Origin of the sequence: Bradyrhizobium arachidis (genome assembly GCF_024758505.1) — a bacterium.
GTDB lineage: Bacteria > Pseudomonadota > Alphaproteobacteria > Rhizobiales > Xanthobacteraceae > Bradyrhizobium > Bradyrhizobium manausense_C.
In genome coordinates, this window is the sequence record NZ_CP077970.1 from 6,684,909 (window position 1) to 6,710,475 (window position 25,567).

Below are 25,567 nucleotides of genomic sequence, written 5' to 3' on the forward strand. Positions count from 1 at the left end.
TCACTCCCGACCGTTTTTCTCGTTATGTGCCAGCGCCGGCGGTCCAGGACCAAGGCGCCGGTCAATTCATCTTGACGTCGAGTTCCTTGGCGACGAGGTCAAGAACCTCCTGCCCGACCCGGCCCTTCGCCCATTTGTAAGTCGGCTGCATCGCCTCCTGCCACGCCTTGCGGTCGGCATCGGTCAGATAGTGCAGCGTGGTCTTGCCCGACTTCTTGATCTCGGCGAGCGCGTCGTCGTTCTCCTTGCGCGCAATCGAGTTGGTGTAATCGGTCGCGTCCGTCATCGCCTTCTCGAGCTGGGTGCGGATATCAGGCGGCAGGCCCGACCAGAACTTCGAGTTGACGATCACGGCATATTGCAGATGCGCGTGATAGGAGACGGTGATGTCCTTCTGCACCTCGAAGAATTTTTGCGTCAGATAGTTCGAGGCGGTGTTCTCGCAACCGTCGACCACGCCGGTCTGCAGCGCCTGGTAGACTTCGGAGAATGCCATGATCTGCGGGATCGAGCCGACGAGGCGGAAATATTGGTCGGCGACCTTCGAGCCGGAGATCCTGAACTTCAGTCCCTGAAAATCCGTCGGCTTTGTCAGCGCGCGGTTGGAGGAGACCATGTGGAAGCCGTTGTCCCAGTAGGCGAGGCCCGTGATGCCCTTGGCCTCGAGCTTCTGGAACAGCCACTTGCCGACCGTGCCCTTCATGGCGTTGGAATAGGTCTCGTCGTCCTTGAACAGCCAGGGCAGGTCGAGCGCCTCGAACTCCTTCACTCCGAGCGGCGCGAACTTCGCGGTCGAAGGCGCGAGCATTTGCACGGAGCCGAGCTGCAGCGCCTCGATCTCCTCCTTGTCCTTATAGAGAGACGAGTTCGGGTAGACCTCGACCTTGACCTTGCCGTCGGTGTACTTCTCGGCGAGCTCCTTGAACTTGAGCGCGCCCTTGCCCTTCGGCGTATCATTGGCGACGACGTGGCTGAATTTGATGACGATCGGGCTTTGAGCCATGACGGACGCGGGAGCCAGCACAATGGCGGCCGCCGCAACCGCAAGAAGCAGTTTGCGCATCAGATAACCTCCCAACAACCTGGAAACCGGTTCTTTTTTCTTACGTTTCCGGTCTCAGTAGTGGCAGCAAACCGCCACTCGAACAACTAGACCTAAGCCGAACTTGGCGCGGGTCTAAATCGTCTTGATCAGCTTTGTATACGCAATGCCCGGCCCGCTCCAGTCCCGGAACGCGCGGCCCGCGCGGATCGGTCCGCTCGGTTAACTCCTGCGCTGGGCGACGATGAACAGCCGCCGGAACGGGAACAGGGTCTGCCCCGCCGCATTCTTCGGATATGCTTTTGCAACGCGCTCGCCATAGGCGGCCTCGAAGGCGGCCTTCTCTTCGCCCTGCAACACGTCGAGATAGCGGGTCAGCCAGGTGCCCTTGGTCCATTCCTTGACCGGGTTTTCACCCTCAAGGACCTGGAGATATTCGGTCTCCCAGATGTCGATATTTTGGGAAAGGGATGAAAGAAGGTCGTGATAGAAGGCCGGCCCTTCGACCGGCGGCGGAGTCACGAGATGCGCGACCTTCGATCGCCAGGGTCCGTTCAGCGCAGTCTCGCCGATCAGCACATGCGAGGGCGCGGTGAAATTGCGTGGCATCTGCACCGCAAGCATGCCGCCGGAGGCGACCCTGTCCATCAGCAACGGGAAGAGTGCCGCGTGATTGGGCAGCCAGTGCAGCGCGGCATTGGAATAGATCAGGTCATATTGCTGTGCGGGATGCCACTGGCCGAGGTCCTCGTGCACCCATTCCACGTCGGGCGCAGCTTTCCGGCCCGCTGCAACCATCTCGGCCGATCCCTCCACGCCGGTCACATCCGCGCTCGGCCAGCGCTCCTTGATGAGCTTGGTGACATTGCCGGCGCCTGCGCCGAGGTCGGCGATGGTGTGCACGGCGAAATCCGGAATCCGCATGAGGAGATCGACCGCCGGACGCAGCCGGTGACCGGAGAATTTCAGATATTGCTGCGGATCCCAGACCATCATCGCGCCTTTTCTTTTTCGTGTTTCCTTCGTTGCCCGCCTTGGTTACCACTGCTCGTCCCGGTCGGGCAATTCATCCGATCGGGACAGGGCTGGAAACCAGTAGCAACACGACACAAGAAAAAGAGAGCGTCATGGACCTCGGGCTCAAATCGAAAACCGCCGTAGTGACGGGTGCAAGCATCGGCATCGGTCGCGCCATCGCGAAGGGACTGGCCGCCGAAGGCGTACGTGTCGTGGCTGTGGCCCGACGCAAGGAATTGCTGGACCAGTTGGTGCAGGAGATCGGCGGCAACGCAGTCACACCGTTCGAGCAGGACGTGATGGCAAAGGATTCGGCCGAGAGGCTCTCGGCCTTCGCGCTGAAGGAGCTCGGCCATGTCGACATCCTCATCAACAATGCCGGCGGCAGCCGGCCGCTGCCGGTCGATGCGCCCGACAGCAAATGGGACGAGGCGATCGCCCTCAACTTCACGAGCTACCGCCGTATCGCGCATGCGCTGTTGCCGCAGATGGTGGCGCGCAACTGGGGCCGCATCGTCAACATCACCGGCAAGTCGGAGCCGGAAGGACTGAACGCCGCGTTTGCCGCGAAAGCTGCCGTGCACGCCTGGGCAAAGGGCCTGTCGCGCGAGATCGGCAAGCACGGCATCACCATCAACTGCATTCCGCCGGGCCGCATCATGAGCGAGCAGATCCGCCGCAACTATCCGCCGGACTATCGCGAGCGGTTCGCCGAGGAGGAAATCCCGGTCGGCTATTGGGGCGAGCCGGAAGACCTCGCGGCGCTCGCGGTGTTCCTGTGCTCGCCGGTGGCGCGCTACATCACGGGCACGGTGATTCCGGTGGACGGCGGGTTGCGGCGATATCAGTTCTGAACCGCGCAAATCACGACCGCGTCACCCCACCGCTCACCGCATGGACATCATGCGTCCCGGCGTCTGCAGCAGAACGACGGGGCGTAGTACATCCGGGACATCCTACCGCCGACATCGGCTCTCCCGGAGACACGCGCAGGCAATGACCATCACGTTACCTGCGTCCGCACGCGAGCCCGAGCATTCCATCACCGACGGCCTGCCGGCCGAGCGCCGGCCCTGGGCGGTCGGCGCGATCTTCACCGCGCTCGCGATGGCCTCGCTCGACACCGCGATCGCCAACATCGCCCTGCCCGCGATGGCCGCTGACCTCCACGTCACCCCGGAGCAGGTGATCTGGGTGGTCAACGTCTATCAGATAGCCGTCGTCGCAACGCTGCTGCCGCTTGGCGCGCTCGGCGAGATCGTCGGCCACCAGCGCATCTATCTCGGCGGGCTCATCCTGTTCACGATCGCCTCGCTGTTCTGCGCCGTGGCGTGGTCGTTGCCGAGTCTCCTGATCGCGCGCACGCTGCAGGGCCTGGGCGCCAGCGGCGTCATGGCCGTGAACATCGCGCTCGTGCGCTTCGTCTATCCCTCGCGCATGCTCGGCCGCGGGCTCGGCCACAACGCACTCGTCGTCGCGACTGCGCTCACTTTCGGCCCGACGATCGCTTCCGCCATCCTGTCGGTCGGAAGCTGGCCGTGGCTGTTTGCGATCAACCTGCCGTTCGGATTGGTCGCGATCGGCATCGGCTTTGCGACCCTGCCGAAGACGCCGCGCGCCGGGCACAGATTCGATTTCCTCGGTGCGGTACTGGCCGCGATCTGCCTCAGCCTGTTCATCACCGGGATCGGCAGCGCCGCGCACATGCTCTCGCCGCTTCTCGTCGGCATCGAGCTGATCGTGGCGCTCGTCCTCGGCGTTGCGCTGGCGCGCCGGCACGCCGACCATCCGGCGCCGATGCTTCCGATCGACCTGTTCGCCCGGCCGATGTTCGCACTGTCGGCAGCGACCGCGGTGTGTGCGTTTACCGCGCAAGGCCTCGCCTTCGTCGCTCTGCCGTTCTACCTCGAAGAAGTTTTGCAGCGCTCGCAGGTGGAGACCGGCTTCTTCATGACGCCATGGCCGCTGGTGGTCGGCATCATGGCGCCGATCGCCGGTCACCTCTCGGACCGGCATCCCGTCGGCGTGCTCGGCGGCATCGGCTGCGTCGCGCTCGGCGCGGGGATGGCGCTGCTCGCAACGCTGCCCGACCATCCCGGAACGGTCGACATCATCTGGCGCATGATGGTGTGCGGGATCGGCTTCGGCTTCTACCAGGCGCCCAACATGCGCGCCCTGATGTCGAGCGCGCCGCCGCACCGATCCGGCAGCGCTAGCGGCATCGTCGCGACCGCCCGCCTGACCGGACAAACAATGGGCGCAGCGCTCGCCGCGCTCTGCTTTGCGCTGTCCGGGCACGACGGTGCCACCCTGGCGCTGGCGCTCGGCGCGGGGTTTGCCACGCTCGGCAGCGTGCTGAGTTTTCTGCGATTGACGGTGAAGTAGTGCCGAAGTCGCGGCGCAACGCATATTCGGACTAGTCAGGCGGCGCGCGGACGCTAGTATCCCATCCTAACAAACGAGTCACAGGGAGAGAGACACAGTGGCGAACCATCACATTTCGCGCCGCACGCTTTTGGCCGGTACCGCGGCCGCCGGCGCGCTCGGCCTGACCGGATTTCCGGCGCGCGCCGAAGTCAACTGGAAGAAATACGCCGGGACCAAGCTGGAAGTGATCCTGGCCAAGGGTCCGCGCGGCGATAATCTGCAAAAAAACATCAAGGAATTCACCGATCTGACCGGCATCCAGGTCGAATCCGAGCAGATTCCGGAGCAGCAGCAGCGGCAGAAGTGCGTGATCGAACTCACCTCGGGCCGGCCGAGCTTCGACGTCGTGCATATGAGCTATCACGTGCAGAAGCGGCAATTCGAGAAGGCCGGCTGGCTTGCCGACCTGACACCTTACATGAAGGACCCGACGCTGACCGCGCCGGATCTCGTGGAGAGCGATTTCTCGGCCGCCGGCCTGCAATATTGCAAGAACGACAAGGGCCAGATGCTGTCCCTGCCGTGGTCTGTGGACTATTTCATCCTCTACTACAACAAGGAGTTGTTCCAGAAGAAGGGCGTCGCCGTCCCCAAGACGTTCGACGAGATGGTTGCGGCCGCCGAGAAGCTGACCGACACCAAGGACGGGACCTATGGCTTCGTCGGACGCGGCCTGCGCAACGCCAACATGACGTTGTGGACGAACTTCTTCCTCAACTACGGCGGCGAATTCCTCGACGCCAAGGGCAACATCCTGACCGACGGTCCGGAGGCAGTCGAGGCGACGAAGCTCTACCAGACGTTGCTGACGAAGGTCGCCCCGCCCGGCGTCGCCGGCTTCAACTGGATGGAGTCGATGGCCTCGTTCACGCAGGGGCGTTCGGCGATGTGGATCGACGGCGTCGGCTGGGCGCCGCCGCTGGAGGATCCGGCCGCCTCGCGTGTGGTCGGCAAGGTCGGCTACACCGTCGTGCCCGCCGGACCGAAGGGGCAATATTCGGCCACCTATGGCGACGGCCTCGGCATTACGGCGGCGAGCAAGAACAAGGAAGCAGCCTATCTGCTTTGCCAGTGGGCTGTCTCGAAGAAGCAAGGTGCCCGGCTGTTGCAGGCCGGCGGCGGCGTGCCGTTCCGCAACTCGATCCTGAACGATGCCGAGGTCCAGAGCGGCGTGAAGATGCCCAAGGAGTGGCTGCAATCGGTGATCGACTCCGCCAAGATCAGCAAGCTGGGCCTGCCGGTGATCATCCCGGTCGCCGAATTCCGCGATCTCGTCGGCGCCGCAGTCACCTCGACCCTTGCCGGCAGCGATCCCGCCGCCGAGTTGAAGAAGGCCCACGAGCAGTTCCGGCCGATCCTGGAGCGTAGCGAAAAAGCGTGAGTGCGTTGACACAATCGACTCCGGCCGCGGCACAATCAGGTGCTGCGCCGGAGAAGGAATTGCGGCCGCCGTCATATTGGCCGTTCGTGGTGCCGGCGCTGGTCGTCGTGCTCGCCATCATCATCTTCCCGTGGGCCTTCACGATCTGGATGAGCCTGAACGAATGGAAGGTCGGCTCGCCCACGACGTTCGTCGGGCTCGCCAATTACCTGCGGATGCCAACCGATCCACGCTTCGTCGAAGCGGTCTGGCACACCATCCTCTACACCGCACTTTCCGTGTTGCTGCCGCTGATCCTGGGCACGCTTGCGGCCGTGGTGTTTCACCAGAAGTTCGCCGGGCGCGGCTTCCTGCGCGGCGTCTTCATCATGCCGATGATGGCCACGCCGGTGGCGATCGCGCTGGTCTGGACCATGATGTTCCACCCGCAGCTCGGCGTGCTCAATTATCTGTTGTCGCTGGTCGGCATACCCGCGCAGCTCTGGGTCTTTCACCCTGGAACGGTGATTCCATCGCTGGTGCTGGTCGAGACCTGGCAATGGACGCCACTCGTGATGCTGATCGTGCTCGGCGGACTTGCCGCGATTCCGACCGAGCCCTATGAGAGCGCCCAGATCGACGGCGCCAATGTCTGGCAGGTCTTCCGCTTCATCACGTTGCCGCTGATCATGCCCTTCCTATTCATTGCCGGCATGATCCGCATGATCGACGCGGTGAAGAGTTTCGACATCATCTTCGCGATCACGCAAGGCGGACCAGGCTCGGCGTCGGAGACCATCAACCTCTATCTCTACAGTGTCGCCTTCATCTATTACGACCTCGGCTACGGTTCGGCGATCGCGGTCGTGTTCTTCCTCCTCATCGTCGCACTCGCTGCCCTTATGCTCTACATGCGCCAGCGCATGGTGTGGACCGAGATCGCGAGCAACGCATGACCCCACGTCAGATCCTTGGCCAAATCGGCCTGTGGCTTTCGGTGCTCGTCATCGTGTCGCCGGCGATCCTGTTCTTCCTCTGGATGCTCTCGCTGTCGCTCAAATTCGAGGTCGACAACGCCGCCTACCCGCCGGTGTTCTTCCCCGAGCATATCGCCTGGAAGAACTATACCGACGTGCTCGCCTCCAACCGTTTCCTGACCTATTTCTTCAACAGCCTGATCGTGACGGGCAGCGCGACCGCGCTTGCGCTGATGGTCGGGGTTCCCGCAGGCTACGGGATCGCGCGGATGGCTGCGCACAAATCCGCGATCGTGATCCTGATCGCCCGCATCACGCCGGGACTGTCCTATCTGATCCCGCTATTTCTCCTGTTCCAGTGGCTGGGATTGCTTGGCACGCTGGTGCCGCAGATCATCATCCATTTGGTAGTGACGGTGCCGATCGTGATCTGGATCATGATCGGTTATTTCGAGACCACGCCGCTGGAATTGGAGGAGGCGGCCCTGATCGACGGCGCCACGCGCTGGCAGGTCTTCCGGCACGTCGCGTTGCCGATCGCCAAGCCCGGGATCGCGGTTGCCTTCATCCTGGCCATAATCTTCTCCTGGAATAACTTTGTCTTCGGCATCGTGCTGGCCGGACGCGAGACGCGTACCCTGCCTGTTGCCGTCTACAACATGATCTCGTTCGACCAGCTGAGCTGGGGACCGCTTGCGGCCGCCGCCCTCATCGTCACCTTCCCGGTGCTGCTGCTGACGGTGCTCGCCCAACGACAGATCGTCGCCGGGCTCACGGCGGGCGCCGTCAAGGGCGGGTAGCACGAGATCGCTTCCATCGGCGCGGCGACCGTTTCTACGTCGGGTTGACCGCATGTCTGCGCACTCGTATGCTACAATTCGTAGCGCGACCATCCGTAGCGAAAAACGCCGGAGCTCCCGAGATGTCAGCTCGTCCCCTGATCCCGCGCCGGAAGCTGTTTGGCAATCCGACCTACGTTGGAGCAAAGTTATCGCCGGATGGCCAAATGCTGTCCTGGCTTGCGCCCGTGGACGGCGTACTGAACGTATGGGTGGCCCCAGCCGACAGCATTGCGGCGCGACAGCCGATTACGCGCACCCGAGGAAGACCGATCAACTGGCAGGATTGGACGCCGGACGGTCGCTACATCATGTTTCTCAACGATGAGAACGGGGACGAAAACCTGCACCTGTTCGTCGTCGATCCCCGCAGTTCGGACCTCCGCGATCTCACGCCGTTCGCCAATGTCCGTGCGATGCCGACCCACTGGTCGCATGTCGTCCCCGACAAGATCGCGATAAGTCTCAACGATCGCGACCCGCGGTGGCACGATGTCTTCCTGCTCGACCTCGCGACCGGCGAACGCTCGCTGGTCTGGGAAAACCACCAGGAGTTCGATTTCGTCGGGCTCGACTGGCAATTGAAGCCGCGCCACGCCCGTGGCAATGCGCCTGACGGAGGTTCGCGCATGTGGCGTCTCGAGGATGGCAAGGCAACGCATTGGCGTGATGTCTCATTCGAGGCCTATACGAACACGCGGCCCTGGATGTTTGACGCCACGGGCAACTACCTGCACATGAGCTCAAGCCTGGAGCACGACAAATCCGCGCTGGTGCGGATGAATTGGTCGACCGGCGACGAGCGCGTGTTGTTCAAGAGCGAGCGCGCCGACGTGACCGGCGCCATATTCAACGCCCGGACATTCGAGCCGGAAGCGGTCTGCATCGATCCCGGCCGGCAGGAATGGATGGCCTTGACGCCTGCGGTTGCAGCCGAGCTTGACTTGATCGAGGCACAGCTTCCGGGTCGCGCGTTTTACGTCGAGAGCCAGAGTGACGATGGTCGTCGTTGGATCGTCATGAGTCACACTCCGGAACAGCCGGCCACGTATCATCTGCTTGATCGCGACAAGCTGACCCTCACGGAGCTGTTCACGGCGCGCCCCGAACTCAGGGAGTATCGGCTGGCGCCGATGCAGACTGTGCAGGGCAAGTCGCGCGACGGTCTCACCCTCGTCTCCTACCTGACCCTACCGGCGGACATCGATGGCGACCGCCCGCCGCGGCCACTGCCGATGGTCCTCATCGTCCACGGCGGTCCGTGGGGTCGCGACGCCTACGGCTATCGCAGGGATCACCAGTGGCTGGCCGATCGCGGCTATGCCGTGCTTTCGGTCAACTATCGGGGATCGACGGGCTTCGGGAAAGCGTTCGTTGCCGCAAGCGAAAAAGAGCATGCGCGAAAGATGCATGACGACCTCATCGACATGGTCGATTGGGCGATCACCGAGGGAATCGCGCAAAGGGACAAGGTCGCGATCTTCGGCGTGTCCTACGGCGGACTGGCCTCCTTCGTCGGCGCAACCTTCACGCCGGAGGTGTTCTGTTGTTCGGTGCCGGTGGTCGGCATTTCCAATCTGCAAACGCTGCTGGAATCGATGCCGCCCTATTGGGCCGGTTTCGCGGAATTCATGTATCGGAGCTACGGCGATCCGCGCACCGAGGAAGGCCGCAAGCTGCTAGCCGAGCGATCACCGATCAACAAGGTCGACAACATCAGGAAGCCCATGCTGATCTTTCATGGCGCCAACGACGTTCGGTGCAAGATCGCCGAGAGTGACACCATTGTCGCCGCCATGCAGGCCAAAAACATTCCGGTGACCTACATCGTCTATCCCGACGAGGGACACGGATTCCAAAAGCCGCCCAATCAACTCTCCTACATCGCAATTGCCGAGGCATTCTTTGCACGGCATCTGGGCGGTGCATGCGAACCCGTTGGCGAGGATTTCTTGGGATCGAGTCACGAGGTTCGCGCCGGGGCCGATATCCTGTCCGACCTGGGCGTGGCCTGACAAGAAACTTCGGCAGAGAAGAGCCGGCGGGCGACGCAACGTCAGCCGGTCGCGATCAACCTCGGCCCCTAGGCTGATGTGGTCGAAATCTTCAACGCCTCCAGTACAGCGGCTGAGCTCGCGACCCAGCCGAAGATTCCGCCCTGGGCCTTGATCATCTTCAGGCCCATCTCGTGAAACTCGGGGAAGTAGGATGCGCAGCCGTCCGCGATGACGACGCAGCGATAGCCTCGGTCGTTGGCCTCGCGCACAGTGGTGTTGACGCACACCTCTGTGGTGACGCCGCACACCAGGAGATTTTCGATGCCGTACTTCTCGAGCACGTCGCTGAGTTCGGTGGCGTAGAACGCGCCCTTGCCGGGCTTGTCGATCACGATCTCGCTGTCGAGCGGATAGAGCTCGGGGATGATGTCATGCCCCGCCTCGCCACGGATCAGGATCCGCCCCATCGGTCCGGGATCGCCGATGCGCAAGGACGGCGCGCCGCGCTCGACCTTTGCCGGCGGCGCGTCGGAGAGATCAGGCAGATGCCCCTCGCGCGTGTGGACGACCAGCATGCCGGTGTCGCGCGCCGCAGCGAGCACCGCAGCAATCGGCTTCACCGCACGCGCAAGCTGGCTGACGTCGTTCCCGAGCGTCTCGCCGAAGCCGCCCGGCTCCATGAAGTCGCGCTGCATGTCGATGATGACGAGCGCGGTCGTCGACCAGTCGACCTTGATCGGCTCGGGCTCGGCGACGATGGAGCCTGAAGTCGGCTTGCTCGAGTTCAACATGACCCACGCCCCCCGCGAGAACATTCTTTGTATGGCTCTGCAAGCGCCGTGCCATTGTGTACAATGGCTGACGGCGCCGCAGTGCATAGAAATCTTCTGCGCGCTCAGGATGTTACGCAGAGAGCTGACAGCTGTTCGTCCCCCGCGTACCGGCTTTGCGACGGGTATCTGCACAAAGGATGAGCGATCGCGACACGCTCACTAGCCGTCATTCCGGGGCGACGCGAAGCGTCGAACCCGGAATCCATTCCGCCTCGTGTCTTGCCGCCCGAAGGATTCTCAGATGCGCAATTGCGCATCATAGCTCGCGACTTCGTCTCGCCCCGGAATGACGAGCGGTGAATGCGTGGCTAGCCCGATGCGCGGCCGTAGAGCTGCCGATACTCCTCCTGATACGGCGCGTAAGAATCCTTCATGGTCGCCATGTTGAGCAGCATGGTCGCGACCAGCGTGTTGGCCTTGTCGAAGACGCGCGTCTTCGCCCAGGCGCTTTCGGTGCGGCGGCTGCCGGAGAGCGCAACCACCTTGCGCTCAACCTCGTAGTCCTGATCGACGAACAGCGGCCCCTTCACCAGGCGGATCTCCTGGTCGGCGAACAGGCCGACGGCCGGCCCCTTGGTCGGCAGCGGCTCATCCTTTGAGCGGTACTGGAAGAGCACGCTCAGCATCTCCATCGGAATGATCGCCCTGCCCCAAGGATTGTCGGAGGAGGAATAGTACGGCGAGTTCTCGGTGATGACGGCGAGCTTTTGTCGCAGGGAGAACGGATAGAGGTCGCCCATGTTCTGGTCGAAGGCCATGCGCACGGTCTGGCGCTTGCCGGTCTGGCCAAGCTTCACGTCGCGCAGGATTACGGGATCAGCGAGCGGCTTGAGTTCGCCAAGGCGCGCTTCGAGCGCGGTCGGCGCCGCGGGATCGCCGACCGAGGCGGTGCCGCGCAGCACCTCGGTGCCGTCGCGCTTCACCATCTGGATCGCGCATTGGCGCGCACCGCTTGCAGGTTTTGACAGGATCGCCTGAACCTCCTCGCCTTCGTAGCAGACGGCGCGGTAATGCGCGGAGAGACAGCCGCTCTCGAACCAGGCCTGGCCCCACAATCGCGCACCGAGCGGCGCGAACTGGCTGAAATGCGTCGGACCCTCGATGGTGCCGCCCTTGAAGCCGAGCTTTTGTGCCGTCGCGTCGTCATGAATGGAGGCGTGCGCGTCGTAGGTCTGCGCCTGCAGCATCTGGCGCGGCTGACGCCACGGGCCAACAAAGGCCTCCGCCGTTTCGGTGATCTCAGTGTCGAACGCTTTAGACATCGGGGCCTCCTCAGAACAAGCCATGACTAGCAGGACCGACACGGATGCGGCCAGCGATATTGACTTCGCCGACCCATGCTTTTGACTGCGGACCTCTGCTTCGTGCGCCGTCGCCTCCTCCCGCGGCGCACTTCCCCGCCGGAACAACACGCCCCAGCCGGAACAACAAGAAGGATCGCGAGATGACGCTGATGCAGGTCGAGCTGGAGGACAAATACCGGCTCGAAGCCAAGCGGATCTACCTTTCCGGCACCCAGGCCCTGGTTCGACTTCCCATGTTGCAGCGCGAACGCGACCGACTGCAAAATCTCAACACCGGCGGCTTCATCTCCGGCTATCGCGGCTCGCCGCTCGGCATGTACGACCACGCGCTGTGGCGCGCAAAGTCACACCTCGCACAGCACGACATCGCCTTCGTCCCCGGCCTGAACGAGGATCTGGCTGCGACCGCTGTGTGGGGCAGCCAACAGGTCGGCCTGTTTCCGGGCGCCAAGGTCGATGGCGTGTTCGGTATCTGGTACGGCAAGGGCCCCGGCGTCGACCGCTCCGTCGACGCGCTGAAGCATGCCAACGCGGCCGGCACCTCGCGTCATGGCGGCGTGCTGGCGCTCGCAGGCGACGACCATGGCTGCCAGTCCTCGACACTGGCGCATCAGAGCGAGCAGGTGTTCGCCGCGGCCTTGATCCCCGTGATCAACCCGTCGACGCTGCAGGATTATCTCGATCTCGGTCTCTACGGCTTTGCGCTGTCGCGCTTCTCCGGCTGCTGGGTCGGCTTCAAGGCGATTGGCGAGACGGTGGAAAGCTCGGCATCGATCTACAGCGACCCCGCGCGAATCCAGATCAAGATCCCCGATGATTTCGAGATGCCGCCTGATGGACTCAACATCCGCTGGCCCGATCCGCCGCTGGAGGCGGAGAAGCGCCTGTTCGGTCCGAAGATGGCAGCGGTGCAGGCCTTTGCGCGCGCCAACCAGCTCGATCGCATCATGCTGGATTCAAAACCCGCGCGGCTCGGCATCGTCGCCACCGGAAAAGCCTATCTCGACTTGCGCCAGGCGCTGGCCGACCTCGGCATCAGCGAAAAGGATGCGCAGGATCTTGGTCTGCGCATCTACAAGGTGGCGCTGACCTGGCCGCTGGAGGAAAGCGGGGCGCGGCGCTTTGCCGAAGGCCTGCAGGACGTGCTCGTGGTCGAGGAGAAGCGCGGCTTCATCGAAGACCAGTTGATGCGCATCCTCTACAACATGGACGCCTCAAAGCGTCCCTCGATCGCCGGCAAGCGCGACGAGAGCGGCGCGACGCTGCTGCCGAGCGAAGGCGAATTGACGCCGACCTTGGTTGCCGCCGCACTGGTCGCACGGCTGCGCCGTCTCGGCCATCAGAGCCCGCTGCTCGAACAGCGGCTGGCACGCCTCGAAGCTTTTGAAAAACCCTTCACGGCGTCGGCGCCGATCAAACTGTCGCGGACGCCGTTCTTCTGCTCGGGCTGCCCACACAACACCTCGACCCGCGTGCCCGAGGGCAGCCGCGCGATGGCCGGCATCGGCTGCCATGGCATGGCGCTGAGCATGCCAGCCCGGCGCACCGACTTGATCTCGCATATGGGCGCGGAAGGCGTGAGCTGGATCGGACAGGCGCCGTTCACCAGCGAACAGCACATTTTCCAGAATCTCGGCGACGGCACCTACACCCATTCCGGCCTGCTCGCCTTGCGTGCCGCCGCGGCCGCCGGCATCAGCATCACCTACAAGATCCTCTATAATGACGCAGTCGCGATGACCGGCGGCCAGCCGGCCGAAGGCAGTTTTAACGTCGCGCAGATCGCGCATCAGGTCTGGGCCGAAGGCGTCAAGCGGCTTGCGATCGTCTCCGACGATCCCGAAAAGTATCCCGCCGGCAATTACTTCCCGCAAGGCGCGAGCGTCCACCACCGCCGCGAGCTCGATGCCGTGCAGCGCGAGATGCGCGACATCAAGGGCCTCACCGTCATCATCTACGACCAGACCTGCGCCGCCGAGAAGCGCCGCCGCCGCAAGCGCGGGCTTTATCCCGATCCGCAAAAGCGCGCCTTCGTCAACGAGCTCGTCTGCGAGGGCTGCGGCGATTGCTCGCAAGCTTCCAACTGCGTATCCGTGCAGCCGCTGGAAACCGAGTTCGGCCGCAAGCGGCAGATCGACCAGTCGAACTGCAACAAGGACTTTTCCTGCGTCGAAGGTTTTTGCCCGAGCTTCGTCACCGTTCACGGCGGCACGCTGAAGCGGATCAAGACCTCGGCGGTCGACTCCGGCCAGTTGTTCGCGGATCTGCCGCTGCCGCCGGCCCGCACCCTCGACGGTCCCTACAACATCCTGGTCACCGGCATCGGCGGCACCGGCGTTATCACGATCGGCGCGCTGCTCGGCATGGCGGCCCACGTTGATGGCAAGGGTTGCTCGGCGCTCGACTTCACCGGCCTGTCGCAAAAGAACGGCGCCGTCATGAGCCATGTGCGCATCGCGCCGCAGCCGGAGGACATTTCGGCAGTCCGTATCACCACCGGCGGCGCCGACGTCATCCTCGGCTGCGACATGATCGTGTCAGCAGGCCCGACGGCGCTGAGCCGCGCTGAACGCGGCGTCACCAAGGCCTATATCAACGCTGACCTTCAGCCGACCGCGAGTTTTGTGCAAAACCCCGATCTCGATTTCGAGGCGGGCGCGATGCAGGACGTACTGCGCGAGGCCATCGGCGACAAGAACCTCGACATCGTCGATGCCACCGGCATTGCTGCTAGCCTGATGGGCGACAGCATCGCGACAAACCCCTTCATGCTCGGCTTCGCCTTCCAGAAGGGCGCGATCCCGTTGTCGCTGGATGCGCTGCTCCGCGCCATCGAGATCAACGGCGCGGCGATCGAGATGAACAAGCTCGCCTTCACCTGGGGCCGGCTCGCCGCACACGACATGTCGCGCGTGCGTAGCGTGCTCCAGTTCAAGAGCCGGGCGTCCGCGCCGGCTAGGTCGCTCGACGAGATCATCGCGACGCGCGCGGAGTTTCTCACGAACTATCAGGACAAGGCCTATGCCGACCGCTACCTTGCGGCGGTCGCCAAGGTCCGCAAGGCCGAGAGCGCGGCCCTGCCCTCGTCCACGGAGCTTACCGAAGCGGTCGCGAAAAACCTGTTCAAGCTGATGGCCTACAAGGACGAGTACGAGGTCGCGCGGCTCTACACCGACGGCAGCTTTGCCAAAAAGCTGTCGGAAAAATTCGACGGCGATTTTTCGCTGAAATTCAACCTGGCACCGCCGATCTTCGCAAAGCGCGATGCAGCTACCGGTCGCCTGCAGAAGCAGGAGTTCGGCGGCTGGATGATCCACGTCTTCCGCGTGCTGGCAAAGCTGAAATTCCTGCGCGGCTGCGCGTTCGATCCGTTCGGACGCACCGAGGAGCGCAGGAACGAGCGGAAGCTGATCGAGGATTATTTTGACATGATCGACCAGCGGATCACGGGCCTGACGGCTGCGCAGATCCCGCTACTGTCGCGGCTTGCGCGCGTGCCGGAAGCGATCCGCGGTTTTGGCCACGTCAAGGAAGGTAACATCAAGCAGGCGATGGCCGAGACGGCGCGACTGGAAGCGGATCTGGACAACAGTCGCTTTGCGGCGGCTGCGGAGTAGCCGTTAGGCGAGAGCTTTTTGCCCTGCGTCATTGCGAGCGCAGCAGCAATCCAGACCACCTCCGCGGAAAGATTCTGGATTGCTTCGCTGCGCTCGCAATGACGAGATTGTGGAACGAGCATACCGCATTCTCACTGTCGTCGCCCGGCTTGACCGGGCGACCCAGTACGCCGCCGCGGTGGTGATGAATCTCGCTGTCTCTGGAATACTGGATGCCCCGCCTTCGCGGGGCATGACAGCGGAGAGGATGGCTAAACCGGCGTTCTCATGGCGACTGGCACCGCAGCCGACGTGCCCTCCGCCATATGCCGCCCAGCGATGTATCCGAACGTCAGCGCCGGCCCCAGCGTGATGCCCGGCCCCGGATAATTCCCGTTCATGATCGAGCCCATGTCGTTGCCGCTGGCATAGAGGCCCGCGACCGGCGTGCCGTCCTCGCGCAGCACGCGCGCCTGCGCGTCCACCCTCACGCCGATGGCGGTGCCGAGATCGGCGGGATAGATGCGCAACGCGAAAAACGGCGCGCGCAGGATCGGTGCGACACAGGGGTTTGGCTTGCGGCCGATATCGCCGAGATGGCGCTGGTAGATGGTGCTGCCGCGGCCGAATTCGGGATCCTGACCGTTCGTCGCATTGGCATTGTAGTCGGCGACCGTCGCGGCGAGCGAGGACGGGGCAACGCCGATCTTCTCGGCCAGTTGCGCGATGCTGGGGGCCTTGATCAACTCGCCGCTCCTGACATAGCGCCGGACATTCCAGGTGAAGGGCCTTATACGGCCGAGACCATAGGTCCACAGGAAATCGCGGTCGCAGATCAGATGGAAGGGACGATCGGGCTCGCCATTGCCGTCGCGGAGCATGCCGAGCACGAACTCATGATAGGACAGCGCCTCGTTGACGAAGCGCCGGCCGGCCGCATTGACGGCGATGATGCCCGGCTTGGCGCGGTCGGTCACCGTGTGCGGGAACACGCCGCGGCTGCCGTCGTCGCGCCGGAACAGCGAGGCCGGAACCCAATAAGCGGAGCTTGTCGCGTCAGTGTTGAGCGCGGCGCCGCTTGCGGTCGCAAGGCGCAGGCCGTCGCCGGTGCCGGCAGCGCTTGTCGCCGACACGAATCCTGCAGCCGGAGGAAAGAAGCGCTTGCGCAAGGGCGCATCGTGCGAGAAGCCGCCGGTCGCGAGCACCACACCGCGGCGCGCCGCGATGGTGCGGTCGCGCGAACCGTGGCGGATCGTCACGCCGCTGACGCGGCCGCCTTCGACGACGAGGTCCACGACGTCGGCGCTGAAGAGCATCTCGACCCGCCGCGCCAGCAGCGAGGCATAGAGCCGGGCGGCGAGCGCATTGCCGAGATGCAGCGTCGTGCCGCGCGGGGCGCGCAGGCGCTGCAGGGCATATTGCGAGAGCAGCCGCACCGAGCGCAACGTCGAGCGAAACGATTTTCCGATCCGGCGCAGATGCGGGATGTCGAGCCGGTTCACCATCATGCCGCCGAACAGCGTGAATTCGGGCAGCGGCGGCCGCAGCCGCGCGAAGCCTGGACCGAGCCTGGTGCCGTCAAACGCCACCGGCTCCAGCACGCGACCGCCCGTGGTGGCGCCAAGCCGCTCCGGATAATAATCGGGATAGGCCTTCACCGGCTGCAGCCGGACTTCGGTGTTGGCTTCGAGATACGCGATCGCCTCGGGGCCGCGTGCAAGGAAGGCGGCGCGCAGGCTGGCATTGGCTGTTTCGGGGACGGTGCTCGCGAGATATTGGACGGCATCCGTGACGCTATCGGAAAGCCCTACCTCTTTCATCTTGCCGTTGGCGGGAATCCAGACCATGCCGCCCGACCACGCGGTGGTGCCGCCGACGAACGCGGTCTTCTCGATCACGAGCACACGCAGGCCTTCGACGGCAGCGACGGCCGCCGCCGTCATGCCGCCCGCGCCGGCGCCGATCACGACGACGTCGTAGCTCTCCTGCGCCGGCATCATGCGGCAAACGTCCCTGAACGAGGCATGGCACCGTCATACCTCGCCCGGACAACGGAATGCTAGCGGGCCGGCTTGCGCTCGATCGGATCGATGTCGATCGCCCGTAGGCGGCCGAGCCGCAGCACGTCCATAGCGAGGCGCCGGCCGATGCGGTCGCGGTCGAGCACGCGGATCAAATCGTCGACACCGTTGATCTCGACGCCGTCGAGCCTGATGACGACGTCGCCGGGCAACAGCCCGGCCTTCGCCGCAGGCCCGTCCGGCTCGATCTGGGCGAGCAGCGCGCCCATCTTGTTCTCGACACCGGCCAGCACCGCGTGCCGCCGCGGGATCGGCGCGGTCTGCCCGGCGACGCCGATATAGGCGCGGCGGACATAGCCATGGCGGATGATCTCCGACAGCACGAATTGCGCCGTGTTGCTCGCAACCGCAAAACAGATGCCCTGCGCACCACTGATGATCGCCGTGTTGATGCCGATCACCTCGGAATGCGACGACACCAGGGGTCCGCCGGAATTGCCGGGGTTGAGCGCAGCATCGGTCTGGATCACGTCCTCGATGGTCCGCCCGCTCACCGAGCGGATGGAGCGTCCGAGCGCGGAGACCACACCGGCGGTGACCGTGGACTCGAACCCCAAGGGATTGCCGATCGCGATCACGAGCTGGCCGCGACGCAGGCCCTTGGAGTTGCCAAGCGCAGCATAGCGGAGGTCGCGAACGCCATTGGCGCGCAGCAGCGCAAGGTCGGTGTCGGGATCGACGCCGAGCACCCGGGCGTCGCCGACATTGCCCTCGATATCCCTGAGCCTGATCTCCTTGGAGGTACCGACCACATGGCTGTTGGTCAAAACCAGCCCATCCGGCGAGATCACGATGCCGGAGCCGAGCCCGCCGCGTTCGCGGCCGTTCGGCACCTTTGGCCCGGTCTCGACGCGCACCACGGCCGGGCCGACGCGCTCCGTCACGCCGATCACGGCGTTGGAATAGGCGTCGAGCAGGTGCTGGTCGTCAACGGGGGTGGCTTGGACGGGTTGCGGCGGCAGGCTGCCGCCGCTGATATCTGACGTAAGATCTAACATGGCGAATTTCCTTCGCGCGTCAGATGGATACGCCGAACTTATAATGCAACGCGGCCGCTCTTCACGAAGCGCTTAACTGACCTGACGTAGCTTCCGAACTCGCGCCTTGACGGGATCGAGCAGCGACCAATCGCCGTCCTGGAGCGCGTACCCCTGGGGGAATGGCGCGCGCAACTCGAGCCCGAGCGAGCGCAGCACGCGGTCGTCGCGGTAGTAGCATTGCAGCACGACGCGGACGAGAGTCGCGGCCGCAGCGCCGCTCGACGCGCGGAACTGCTCGATAACCCCGTCGCGCGCGGCGGGCTCGATATCCGCGAGCGGCATGCCGGCGAGCCGGGCGAGATGGTCGAGTGCCTCGGCGACCAACTTCGCATCACGGCCAAGGGTAGCAAGAATGTCGGCCTGAATGGCATCGTCATCCGCGCCCGGCACGCGATACTCCTCGCTCGCCGGGATGATCATGGCGGCGACGGTGCGCAAATCCTGACGCTGCCGCGGCGTAAGCGTGATCTCGGGCATGAAAATCCCCTAGTCGAAGAGATTGGCGAGGCGCTGCTTCATCTGGTCGGCGACGTAGAGCGCGATGGCCTGGATGGTCGAGGTCGGATTGACGCCGCCCGAGGTGACGAAGACGCTGCCGTCGACGATGAAGAGATTCTTCACGTCATGCGAGCGGCCCCATTCGTTGACGACGGAGCGTTCGGGGTCGGTGCCCATGCGCGCGGTGCCGAGCAGATGCCAGCCGCCCCAGGGAATCGGGCTGTTGACGCAGATGTCGGTGGCCCCTGCGGTCTCTAACACCTCGCGGCCGCGCGCCAGCGCGTGCTCCATCATCTTCCGGCTGTTTTCGCTGATGGTGTAGTCGATCCTGGGCGCGGGAATGCCGTGGCTGTCCTTCAGGACGGGATCGAGCGTGACGCGATTGTGCTCCTCCGGCAGATCCTCGCAGATCGCGGAGAAGCCAATACGATGGCCGTTGAGCTTGCGGAACACGCGGTGATGGTCCGGTCCCCATGGCAGAATGCCCTTCTGCTCGCTCACGACCGCCTCGAACACCGGCCCTGCGCCGCGAACGAACTGGACGCCGTAGCCGCGGACGAAGCCGCGCGACAGGTCCGTGTCATACCATTCCTTGCTCCACAGGCAGGTCGGTGGTGCGCGATTGGAGTCGGTCGGCTCCTTCACATAGCCGTAGATCTGCGCGTAGGGGTGGAACATCAGGTTCTTGCCGACCAGGCCCGACGAATTGGCAAGCCCGTTCGGGAAGCGGCCGGATGCCGAGTTGAGCAGCAGCCGCGGCGTGCCGACGCCGTTGCAGGCGATGATGACGACATGCGCCGGCTGAAACTGCTCGACGCCGTCCTTGTCGTAGTAGACGACGCCCGAGGCCATGCCATTGTCGTCGGTCGTGATCTCACGCACCCGGCAATGGGTACGCAATTCGACGCCGGCGCGGATCGCCTGCGGCCAATAGGTGATGTCGGTCGATGACTTTGCACCCTGTGCGCAGGCCGGCGTGCAATGGCCGAGATTGATGCAGCGCGCCCTGCCCTCGTAGTCCATCGTCGCGACCGTCGTATCCGAGGGCCACCAGTGCCAGCCGAGCTTGTTCATGGCCCTGCCGATCAGCGGGCCGGACAGCCCAAGCGGCTGCGGCGGCATCGGCGGATGGGTCAGCGGCGACAGCGGATCGCCTGATAGTCCTGACGTCCCCATGATGCGGTCGTTCTCTTCGAAGAACGGCACCAGCATGTCATAGTCGATCGGCCAGTCGTCGGCGACGCCGTCGAGCGTCTTCACCCTGAAATCGGACGGATGCAGCCGCGGCCAATGCGCGGTGTACATCACCGTGGAGCCGCCGACCGCGTTGTAGTTGACGACCTTGATCGGCGAATTGTCGTCGTTGATCGGATAGTCCTCGGGCCGGCCGCGCACGTTCGGGCTGGTCGCCCACTCGCCGTAGAACTTGGCTTCCCAGTCGCGACCGGTGCTTGGATATTCCGCCGGGTTCATCCAGCCGCCCTGCTCGAGACACAGGATGTGCATCTTGGTCTCGGCCAACGACCACGCGACGGCGGCGCCTGATGCGCCCGCGCCGATGATCAGGACGTCCACGGGGTCGTTCATGCCGGTACTTCCTCCCGCCCTCGCCGCTTCCCGGGCGATTCGGCCACTCTCGGTCTGCTTGCAGCGCCAAACGATAGGGGCAGAGCGGCGGGCGAGTAAAGCCGCCCGCCGAGAATGTCGCACTTCGCTGAGCGCAGACCATTGGTCTTGCCATATCCGGATGCTAGGAACGGGGCGAAAAGTACAAATCGATAGCGAGACCGCATGTCCTTCAGAAATTTCCTTGCCGCAGTCGTTCTGGTCGTCGCGGGATGTCTCGCTTCGGCCGGCCCGAGCCAGGCCGTGACCGGGACCGCCACGGTCCGCGATGCAAACTCCATCCAGATCGCCGACGTCACCTACCGGCTCGACGGCGTCGATGCGCCGGAACTCGACCAGGTCTGCATCGACGACCACGCCGACCCCTGGACCTGCGGCCTCGAGGCCCGTGACCAGCTCACCAAGCTGATCAAGGGGCGCTCGGTGCGCTGCGACGACGTCGGGCCCGAGAAGAACTTTGGCAAGCGGCACCGCGCCATCTGCACCGCCGACGGCGACAAGACCACGCTGAATGAGCAATTGATCCGGCTCGGCTACGCGATCGCCCGCGAGCCGGTGAAGGTGAACGTGAAGCCGGCCGCCGCCGAGGCCAAGACGGGATCAGTCGGCATCTGGAAGGGTTGCTTTGTTGCGCCGCAAGAATTCCGCACCGGCAAAAAGGACGGCCCGCTGCTCGGCACCGCCTGCCGCGCCGACCGCGACAAGGAAATCCGCGCCGCGCTGTTTCCGGAGGAGCTGACGATGCCACCGAGCTGCAGCATCAAGGGCAAGCTCGCGGTGCGTGCCCGCGTCACCGGCAATATCGGCATCTATCATTTGCGGGGCTGCCCGAGCTATGCGGGTACGACCAAGCCGGACCGCTGGTTCTGCTCCGAGGACGACGCCCAGGCCGCGGGCTTCCGCAAGGCCTACAACTGCCGCCGGCCGAAGTAAGCGCCCTCGCCCCGCTCACTGCATCCTCATGATCTGATCCATCGGCGGCATGTTCGCGTTCAGATGCGACATGATCCAGACCGAGCCGCCGACCACCAGGAACACGATCAACAGGCCGAAGGCCAGCGCCAGGATGTTATTGGTGTTGTCGGGCCCGGTCGTGATGTGCAGGAAGAACACGAGGTGCACGCCCATCTGCGCGATCGCGAGCACGATCAGCGCGACGGGGATCGAGGGCTGCCAGACCAGCGTGGTGCCCGCGATGAAGAACGACGTCGCGGTCAGAAGCAGCGCAAGTGCAAGGCCGATGACGTAGCCGAGCACGCGGGCGCCGACATTGTGTTCGCCCTCATCGCCCGGCGCGAAGCCAAGGTCGCCATGGTCGGACAGTTCGCTCATGGGGCACTCCCGAGCAGATAGACGACGGAAAACACCGCGACCCAGATGATGTCGAGCGCGTGCCAGAACAGCGCAAAACACAGCATGCGGCGCATGATGTCGGCGCGAAAGCCCTTGGCGAAGACCTGGGCCATCATGGTGAGCAGCCACAGGATGCCGGCGGTGACATGCAGGCCGTGGCAGCCGACCAGGGTGAAGAACGCCGTGAGGAAGGCGCTGCGCGTGGGACCTGCGCCTCGCGCGACGAGGTCGGCGAATTCGCGAAACTCGATGGCGAGGAAAATCAGCCCGAGCAGGCAGGTCGCGGCCATCGCGAGATAGAACCAAAACCTGTTGCGGACGTCGGCGGCGATGCTCGCCATACCGCAGGTGAAGCTCGAGACCAGCAGGCAGACCGTCTCGATCGCGACGTTGCGCTGGTCGAACAGCTCCGCGCCCTTCGGGCCGCCAGCGGTCTGGCCGAGCAGCACCGCGTAGGCCGCGAAGAAGCAGGAGAACATCACGATGTCGGAGAGCAGGAAGATCCAGAAGCCGAAGCCGGTGACGACGCGCTTCGGCGCCGGCCCGGGATGCTCGATCACGACGCCGATGTGATGGGGATCGCCATGCGCGTGGCCGGCCGTCGCAGCTATCGCCATCACACGGACCCCGCGAGGCTGACGAGATTGCGCCGTTCCTCGATATTGGCGCGGTCGATGCGCGCGACGTCGGCGGCCGGAATGACGTATTCGTCATGGTCGCGCCAGGCGAACACGACAAAGGTCGCCCACGCGCCGATGAGGCCCAGAATCACCATCCACCAGATGTGCCAGATCAGCGCAAAGCCCATGATGGTGGCGAAGAACGCGCAGACGAACCCGGTTGGCGAATTCCGGGGCATCTCGATGTCCCGATACTCCGGCTCGGCGTGCGCGAACTGCTCCTGCCTGGCCTTCGCCTTCATCTCCCAGTATGCGTCCTCACCGCGCACATCGGGATGAAAGGCGAAGTTGAAGACCGGCGGCGGCGATGACGTTGCCCATTCCAGCGAGCGTCCATCCCAGGGATCGCCGGTGCGGTCACGCAACGCCTCGCGATTGCGGATGCTGACGACGAGCTGCACGACCTGACAGACCACCGCCACGGTCAGGATCGCCATGCCGATCACGGCCACGATCATCCAGGGCCGCCATACCGCGACATCGTAGTGCTGCATGCGCCGCGTCATGCCGAGCATGCCTGCCGCATAAAGCGGGACGAAGGTGACGTAGAAGCCGATGAAGGTGCACCAGAACGCGGCCTTGCCCCAGCGCTCGTCCAGGCGAAAGCCGAACGCCTTGGGAAACCAGTAGGTGAAGCCGGCAAAGGCGCCGAACAGCACGCCGCCGATGATGACGTTGTGGAAGTGCGCCACCAAGAACATGCTGTTGTGCAGGATGAAGTCAGCCGGCGGCACCGCGACCAGGACGCCGGTGAGGCCGCCGATGATGAAGGTGACCATGAAGCCGACCGACCACAGCATCGGCGTCGCGAAGCGAATGCGGCCGCCATACATCGTGAACAGCCAATTGTAGATCTTCACGCCGGTCGGCACCGCGATGATCATGCTGGCGATGCCGAAGATGGCGTTGACGTCGGGGCCCGCGCCCATGGTGAAGAAGTGATGCAGCCACACCATGAATGAGATGACGCAGATCGCCATGGTCGCGAGCACCATGGAACGGTAGCCGAACAGCGGCTTGCCGGAGAAGGTCGACACCACCTCGGAGAAGATGCCGAAGGCCGGCAGAACGAGGATGTAGACCTCCGGATGTCCCCACGCCCAGATCAGGTTCATGAACATCATGACGTTGCCGCCGGCCTCATTGGTGAAGAAATGGAAGCCGAGGTAGCGATCGAGCAGCAGCATCGCGAGGGTGGCGGTGAGGATCGGGAATGCGGCGACGATCAGGAGGTTTGAGGCGAGCGTAGTCCAGCAGAACATCGGCATGCGCAGATAGTTCATGCCCTTGGTGCGCAGCTTCAGAACCGTCGTGACCAGATTGATGCCGGCGACAAGTGTGCCGACGCCGGATATCTGCAGCGACCAGGCGTAGTAGTCGACGCCGACACCCGGCGAGTACACCAATCCCGAGAGCGGCGGAAAGGCGAGCCAGCCGGTGCGCGCGAACTCGCCAATAACGAGCGAGAGATTGACGAGCAGCGCGCCGGTCGCCGTCAGCCAAAAACCCACCGAATTCAGCGTCGGGAAGGCAACGTCGCGCACGCCGAGTTGCAGGGGCACGACCAGGTTCATCAGCCCGATCACGAACGGCATCGCCACGAAGAAGATCATGATGGTGCCGTGGGCGGAGAAGATCTGGTTGTAGTGCTCGGGCGGCAGGTAACCCTGCGACTGGTAGGCGATCGCCTGCTGGATCCGCATCAAAATCGCGTCGCTGCCGCCGCGCAGGAACATCACGGACGCCAGCAGCACATACATGACGCCGATCCGCTTGTGATCGACGCTGGTGATCCACTCGCGCCAGAGATAGGGCAGATGCCCCTTCACCACGACCCAGATCAGCACCGCCAACAAGGCCACGATCACGACGCCGCCCGCGATCAGCGGGATCGGCTGGTCGAACGGGATCGCCGACCAGGTGAGCTTACCGAGCACTGTGGCCTCCGCTATGCGGCGCATCGGAGGCGACCTGCGGGCCAGGCCCGGGCGGGATATGCTGGGTCGCAATCAGGTCGAACAGGCGGGGATCCTCGAGCCGGTAGACCGGCCTGCCCTTCTCGATCCCCTGCTGCATCAGCTTCTTGTAGCTCTCCTCGTTCAGCACCGCATCGCTCTTCGCGGTCGCCGCGACCCAGTCCGGAAAGGCGAGCTGCGAGATCACGTTGACGTCGAACATCATGTCGGGAAAGCCGTCGCCGGAGAAATGAGCCGAGAGGCCCTGCAGCTTGCCTTCATTGTCCGCGCGCAGGTTGAGCTTCGTCACCATGCCGTTCATGGTGTAGATCATGCTGCCGAGCTGCGGGATGAAGAACACGTTCATCACGCTCGACGACGTCAGCTGGAAGTTCAGCTCGGCACCGGCCGGCGCGGTCAGCGTATTCACCGTGGCAATGCGCTGGTCCGGATAGATGAACAGCCATTTCCAGTCGAGCGACACGGCCTGGATGCGGACCGGGCTGCCGGTCCCCGGCACGGGAGCGGCCGGATCGAGCTGATGCGAGCCGATCCAGGCGACACCGCCGAGCAGGATCACCGTCAGTGCCGGAATCGACCACACCACCAGCTCGACGCGGCCGGAATAGACGAAATTTGGCTGATAGCGCGCCCGCGAATTGCCCTCGCGAAACCAGAAGGCGAATCCGAGGATCGCGACGATGGTCGGCACCACGATCGCCAGCATGATGGCGACGGAATCGACGAGAATGGTGCTGTTGGCGGCTGCGACAGGTCCCTGCGGATCGAGGAGATTCATCGGCGAGCCACTGATGGTTGAGAAACCCCGAGGGAGAGCGTAACGCGAAAGAGTCCCCGCGACAAACGCAGTCATGTGAAGGCGGTTCCCGAATTCGCAGATCTGTCGTCCACCGCGTCCGCGGCGGCATGCAATTCCATGCG

Annotated in this window: 20 protein-coding genes; 8 read left to right on the forward strand and 12 right to left on the reverse strand. The window is 64.1% G+C overall.

Annotation, left to right across the window (positions count from 1 at the left end):
- Positions 1-61 precede the first annotated feature (61 nt).
- The gene (locus KUF59_RS30865) at positions 62-1,063 is read right to left on the reverse strand and encodes a DctP family TRAP transporter solute-binding subunit (RefSeq protein ID WP_212455955.1); all 1,002 of its coding nucleotides are present in this window, start codon (positions 1,061-1,063) and stop codon (positions 62-64) included.
- A gap of 201 nt (positions 1,064-1,264) precedes the next feature.
- Positions 1,265-2,035, reverse strand: a complete 771-nt coding sequence (locus tag KUF59_RS30870; protein ID WP_212456025.1) for a methyltransferase domain-containing protein — start codon at positions 2,033-2,035, stop codon at positions 1,265-1,267.
- A 134-nt stretch (positions 2,036-2,169) separates the two neighbouring features.
- Here KUF59_RS30870 and KUF59_RS30875 point away from each other — a divergent pair, with 134 nt between their 5' ends.
- The 6 genes from KUF59_RS30875 to KUF59_RS30900 all read left to right on the forward strand — a co-directional run bounded on the left by KUF59_RS30875 (position 2,170) and on the right by KUF59_RS30900 (position 9,677).
- Positions 2,170-2,913 carry an SDR family NAD(P)-dependent oxidoreductase gene (locus KUF59_RS30875; protein ID WP_212455956.1) on the forward strand — a complete coding sequence of 248 codons (744 nt, stop codon included), beginning with the start codon at positions 2,170-2,172 and terminating at the stop codon, positions 2,911-2,913.
- A gap of 142 nt (positions 2,914-3,055) precedes the next feature.
- The gene (locus KUF59_RS30880; protein ID WP_212455957.1) at positions 3,056-4,444 is read left to right on the forward strand and encodes an MFS transporter; all 1,389 of its coding nucleotides are present in this window, start codon (positions 3,056-3,058) and stop codon (positions 4,442-4,444) included.
- A 97-nt stretch (positions 4,445-4,541) separates the two neighbouring features.
- On the forward strand, positions 4,542-5,867 hold the full coding sequence (locus KUF59_RS30885; RefSeq protein WP_212455958.1) for an ABC transporter substrate-binding protein: 1,326 nt from the start codon (positions 4,542-4,544) through the stop codon (positions 5,865-5,867).
- The gene (locus KUF59_RS30890) at positions 5,864-6,802 is read left to right on the forward strand and encodes a carbohydrate ABC transporter permease (protein WP_212455959.1); all 939 of its coding nucleotides are present in this window, start codon (positions 5,864-5,866) and stop codon (positions 6,800-6,802) included. Before KUF59_RS30885 ends, KUF59_RS30890 begins: the two co-directional genes overlap by 4 nt.
- Positions 6,799-7,623: a carbohydrate ABC transporter permease gene (locus KUF59_RS30895; protein WP_212455960.1), complete on the forward strand. Its 825-nt coding sequence runs from the start codon at positions 6,799-6,801 to the stop codon at positions 7,621-7,623. Before KUF59_RS30890 ends, KUF59_RS30895 begins: the two co-directional genes overlap by 4 nt.
- Positions 7,624-7,745: 122 nt before the next feature.
- A complete protein-coding gene (locus KUF59_RS30900) occupies positions 7,746-9,677 on the forward strand; it encodes a S9 family peptidase (protein WP_212455961.1) in 1,932 nt (643 codons plus the stop codon).
- Between the two features lie 68 nt (positions 9,678-9,745).
- On the opposite strand, the gene KUF59_RS30905 is transcribed toward KUF59_RS30900, so the two are convergent.
- Together KUF59_RS30905 and KUF59_RS30910 are read right to left on the reverse strand one after the other, a co-directional pair.
- Positions 9,746-10,450: a cysteine hydrolase family protein gene (locus KUF59_RS30905; RefSeq protein WP_212455962.1), complete on the reverse strand. Its 705-nt coding sequence runs from the start codon at positions 10,448-10,450 to the stop codon at positions 9,746-9,748.
- Between the two features lie 350 nt (positions 10,451-10,800).
- Complete coding sequence (locus KUF59_RS30910; protein ID WP_212455963.1) at positions 10,801-11,754, reverse strand: hypothetical protein; 954 nt, start codon at positions 11,752-11,754, stop codon at positions 10,801-10,803.
- Between the two features lie 182 nt (positions 11,755-11,936).
- On the opposite strand from KUF59_RS30910, the gene KUF59_RS30915 reads away from it, so the two are divergent.
- Complete coding sequence (locus tag KUF59_RS30915; protein WP_212455964.1) at positions 11,937-15,413, forward strand: indolepyruvate ferredoxin oxidoreductase family protein; 3,477 nt, start codon at positions 11,937-11,939, stop codon at positions 15,411-15,413.
- 251 nt (positions 15,414-15,664) lie between these two features.
- On the opposite strand, the gene KUF59_RS30920 is transcribed toward KUF59_RS30915, so the two are convergent.
- From KUF59_RS30920 to KUF59_RS30935, 4 genes are all read right to left on the reverse strand, one after another.
- Positions 15,665-17,392: an FAD-dependent oxidoreductase gene (locus KUF59_RS30920; RefSeq protein WP_212455965.1), complete on the reverse strand. Its 1,728-nt coding sequence runs from the start codon at positions 17,390-17,392 to the stop codon at positions 15,665-15,667.
- A gap of 59 nt (positions 17,393-17,451) precedes the next feature.
- Positions 17,452-18,471 carry a S1C family serine protease gene (locus KUF59_RS30925; RefSeq protein ID WP_212455966.1) on the reverse strand — a complete coding sequence of 340 codons (1,020 nt, stop codon included), beginning with the start codon at positions 18,469-18,471 and terminating at the stop codon, positions 17,452-17,454.
- A gap of 72 nt (positions 18,472-18,543) precedes the next feature.
- Complete coding sequence (locus tag KUF59_RS30930; RefSeq protein WP_212455967.1) at positions 18,544-18,990, reverse strand: hypothetical protein; 447 nt, start codon at positions 18,988-18,990, stop codon at positions 18,544-18,546.
- 9 nt (positions 18,991-18,999) lie between these two features.
- Positions 19,000-20,598, reverse strand: coding sequence for a GMC family oxidoreductase (locus tag KUF59_RS30935; RefSeq protein ID WP_212455968.1), 1,599 nt, complete (start codon positions 20,596-20,598; stop codon positions 19,000-19,002).
- Between the two features lie 204 nt (positions 20,599-20,802).
- On the opposite strand from KUF59_RS30935, the gene KUF59_RS30940 reads away from it, so the two are divergent.
- Positions 20,803-21,570 carry a thermonuclease family protein gene (locus tag KUF59_RS30940; RefSeq protein WP_212455969.1) on the forward strand — a complete coding sequence of 256 codons (768 nt, stop codon included), beginning with the start codon at positions 20,803-20,805 and terminating at the stop codon, positions 21,568-21,570.
- Between the two features lie 15 nt (positions 21,571-21,585).
- Here the strand turns inward: KUF59_RS30940 and cyoD are convergent, their stop codons facing one another.
- The 4 genes from cyoD to KUF59_RS30960 are packed head-to-tail and all read right to left on the reverse strand — an operon-like array spanning position 21,586 to position 25,424.
- On the reverse strand, positions 21,586-21,969 hold the full coding sequence (cyoD, locus tag KUF59_RS30945) for a cytochrome o ubiquinol oxidase subunit IV (protein ID WP_212455970.1): 384 nt from the start codon (positions 21,967-21,969) through the stop codon (positions 21,586-21,588).
- A complete protein-coding gene (locus tag KUF59_RS30950) occupies positions 21,966-22,607 on the reverse strand; it encodes a cytochrome (ubi)quinol oxidase subunit III (RefSeq protein WP_212455971.1) in 642 nt (213 codons plus the stop codon). The genes cyoD and KUF59_RS30950 overlap by 4 nt, the downstream gene beginning before the upstream one ends.
- A complete protein-coding gene (cyoB, locus tag KUF59_RS30955) occupies positions 22,607-24,607 on the reverse strand; it encodes a cytochrome o ubiquinol oxidase subunit I (RefSeq protein ID WP_212455972.1) in 2,001 nt (666 codons plus the stop codon). Before cyoB ends, KUF59_RS30950 begins: the two co-directional genes overlap by 1 nt.
- A complete protein-coding gene (locus tag KUF59_RS30960; protein WP_212455973.1) occupies positions 24,597-25,424 on the reverse strand; it encodes a cytochrome ubiquinol oxidase subunit II family protein in 828 nt (275 codons plus the stop codon). Before KUF59_RS30960 ends, cyoB begins: the two co-directional genes overlap by 11 nt.
- Between the last annotated feature and the right edge of the window lie 143 nt (positions 25,425-25,567).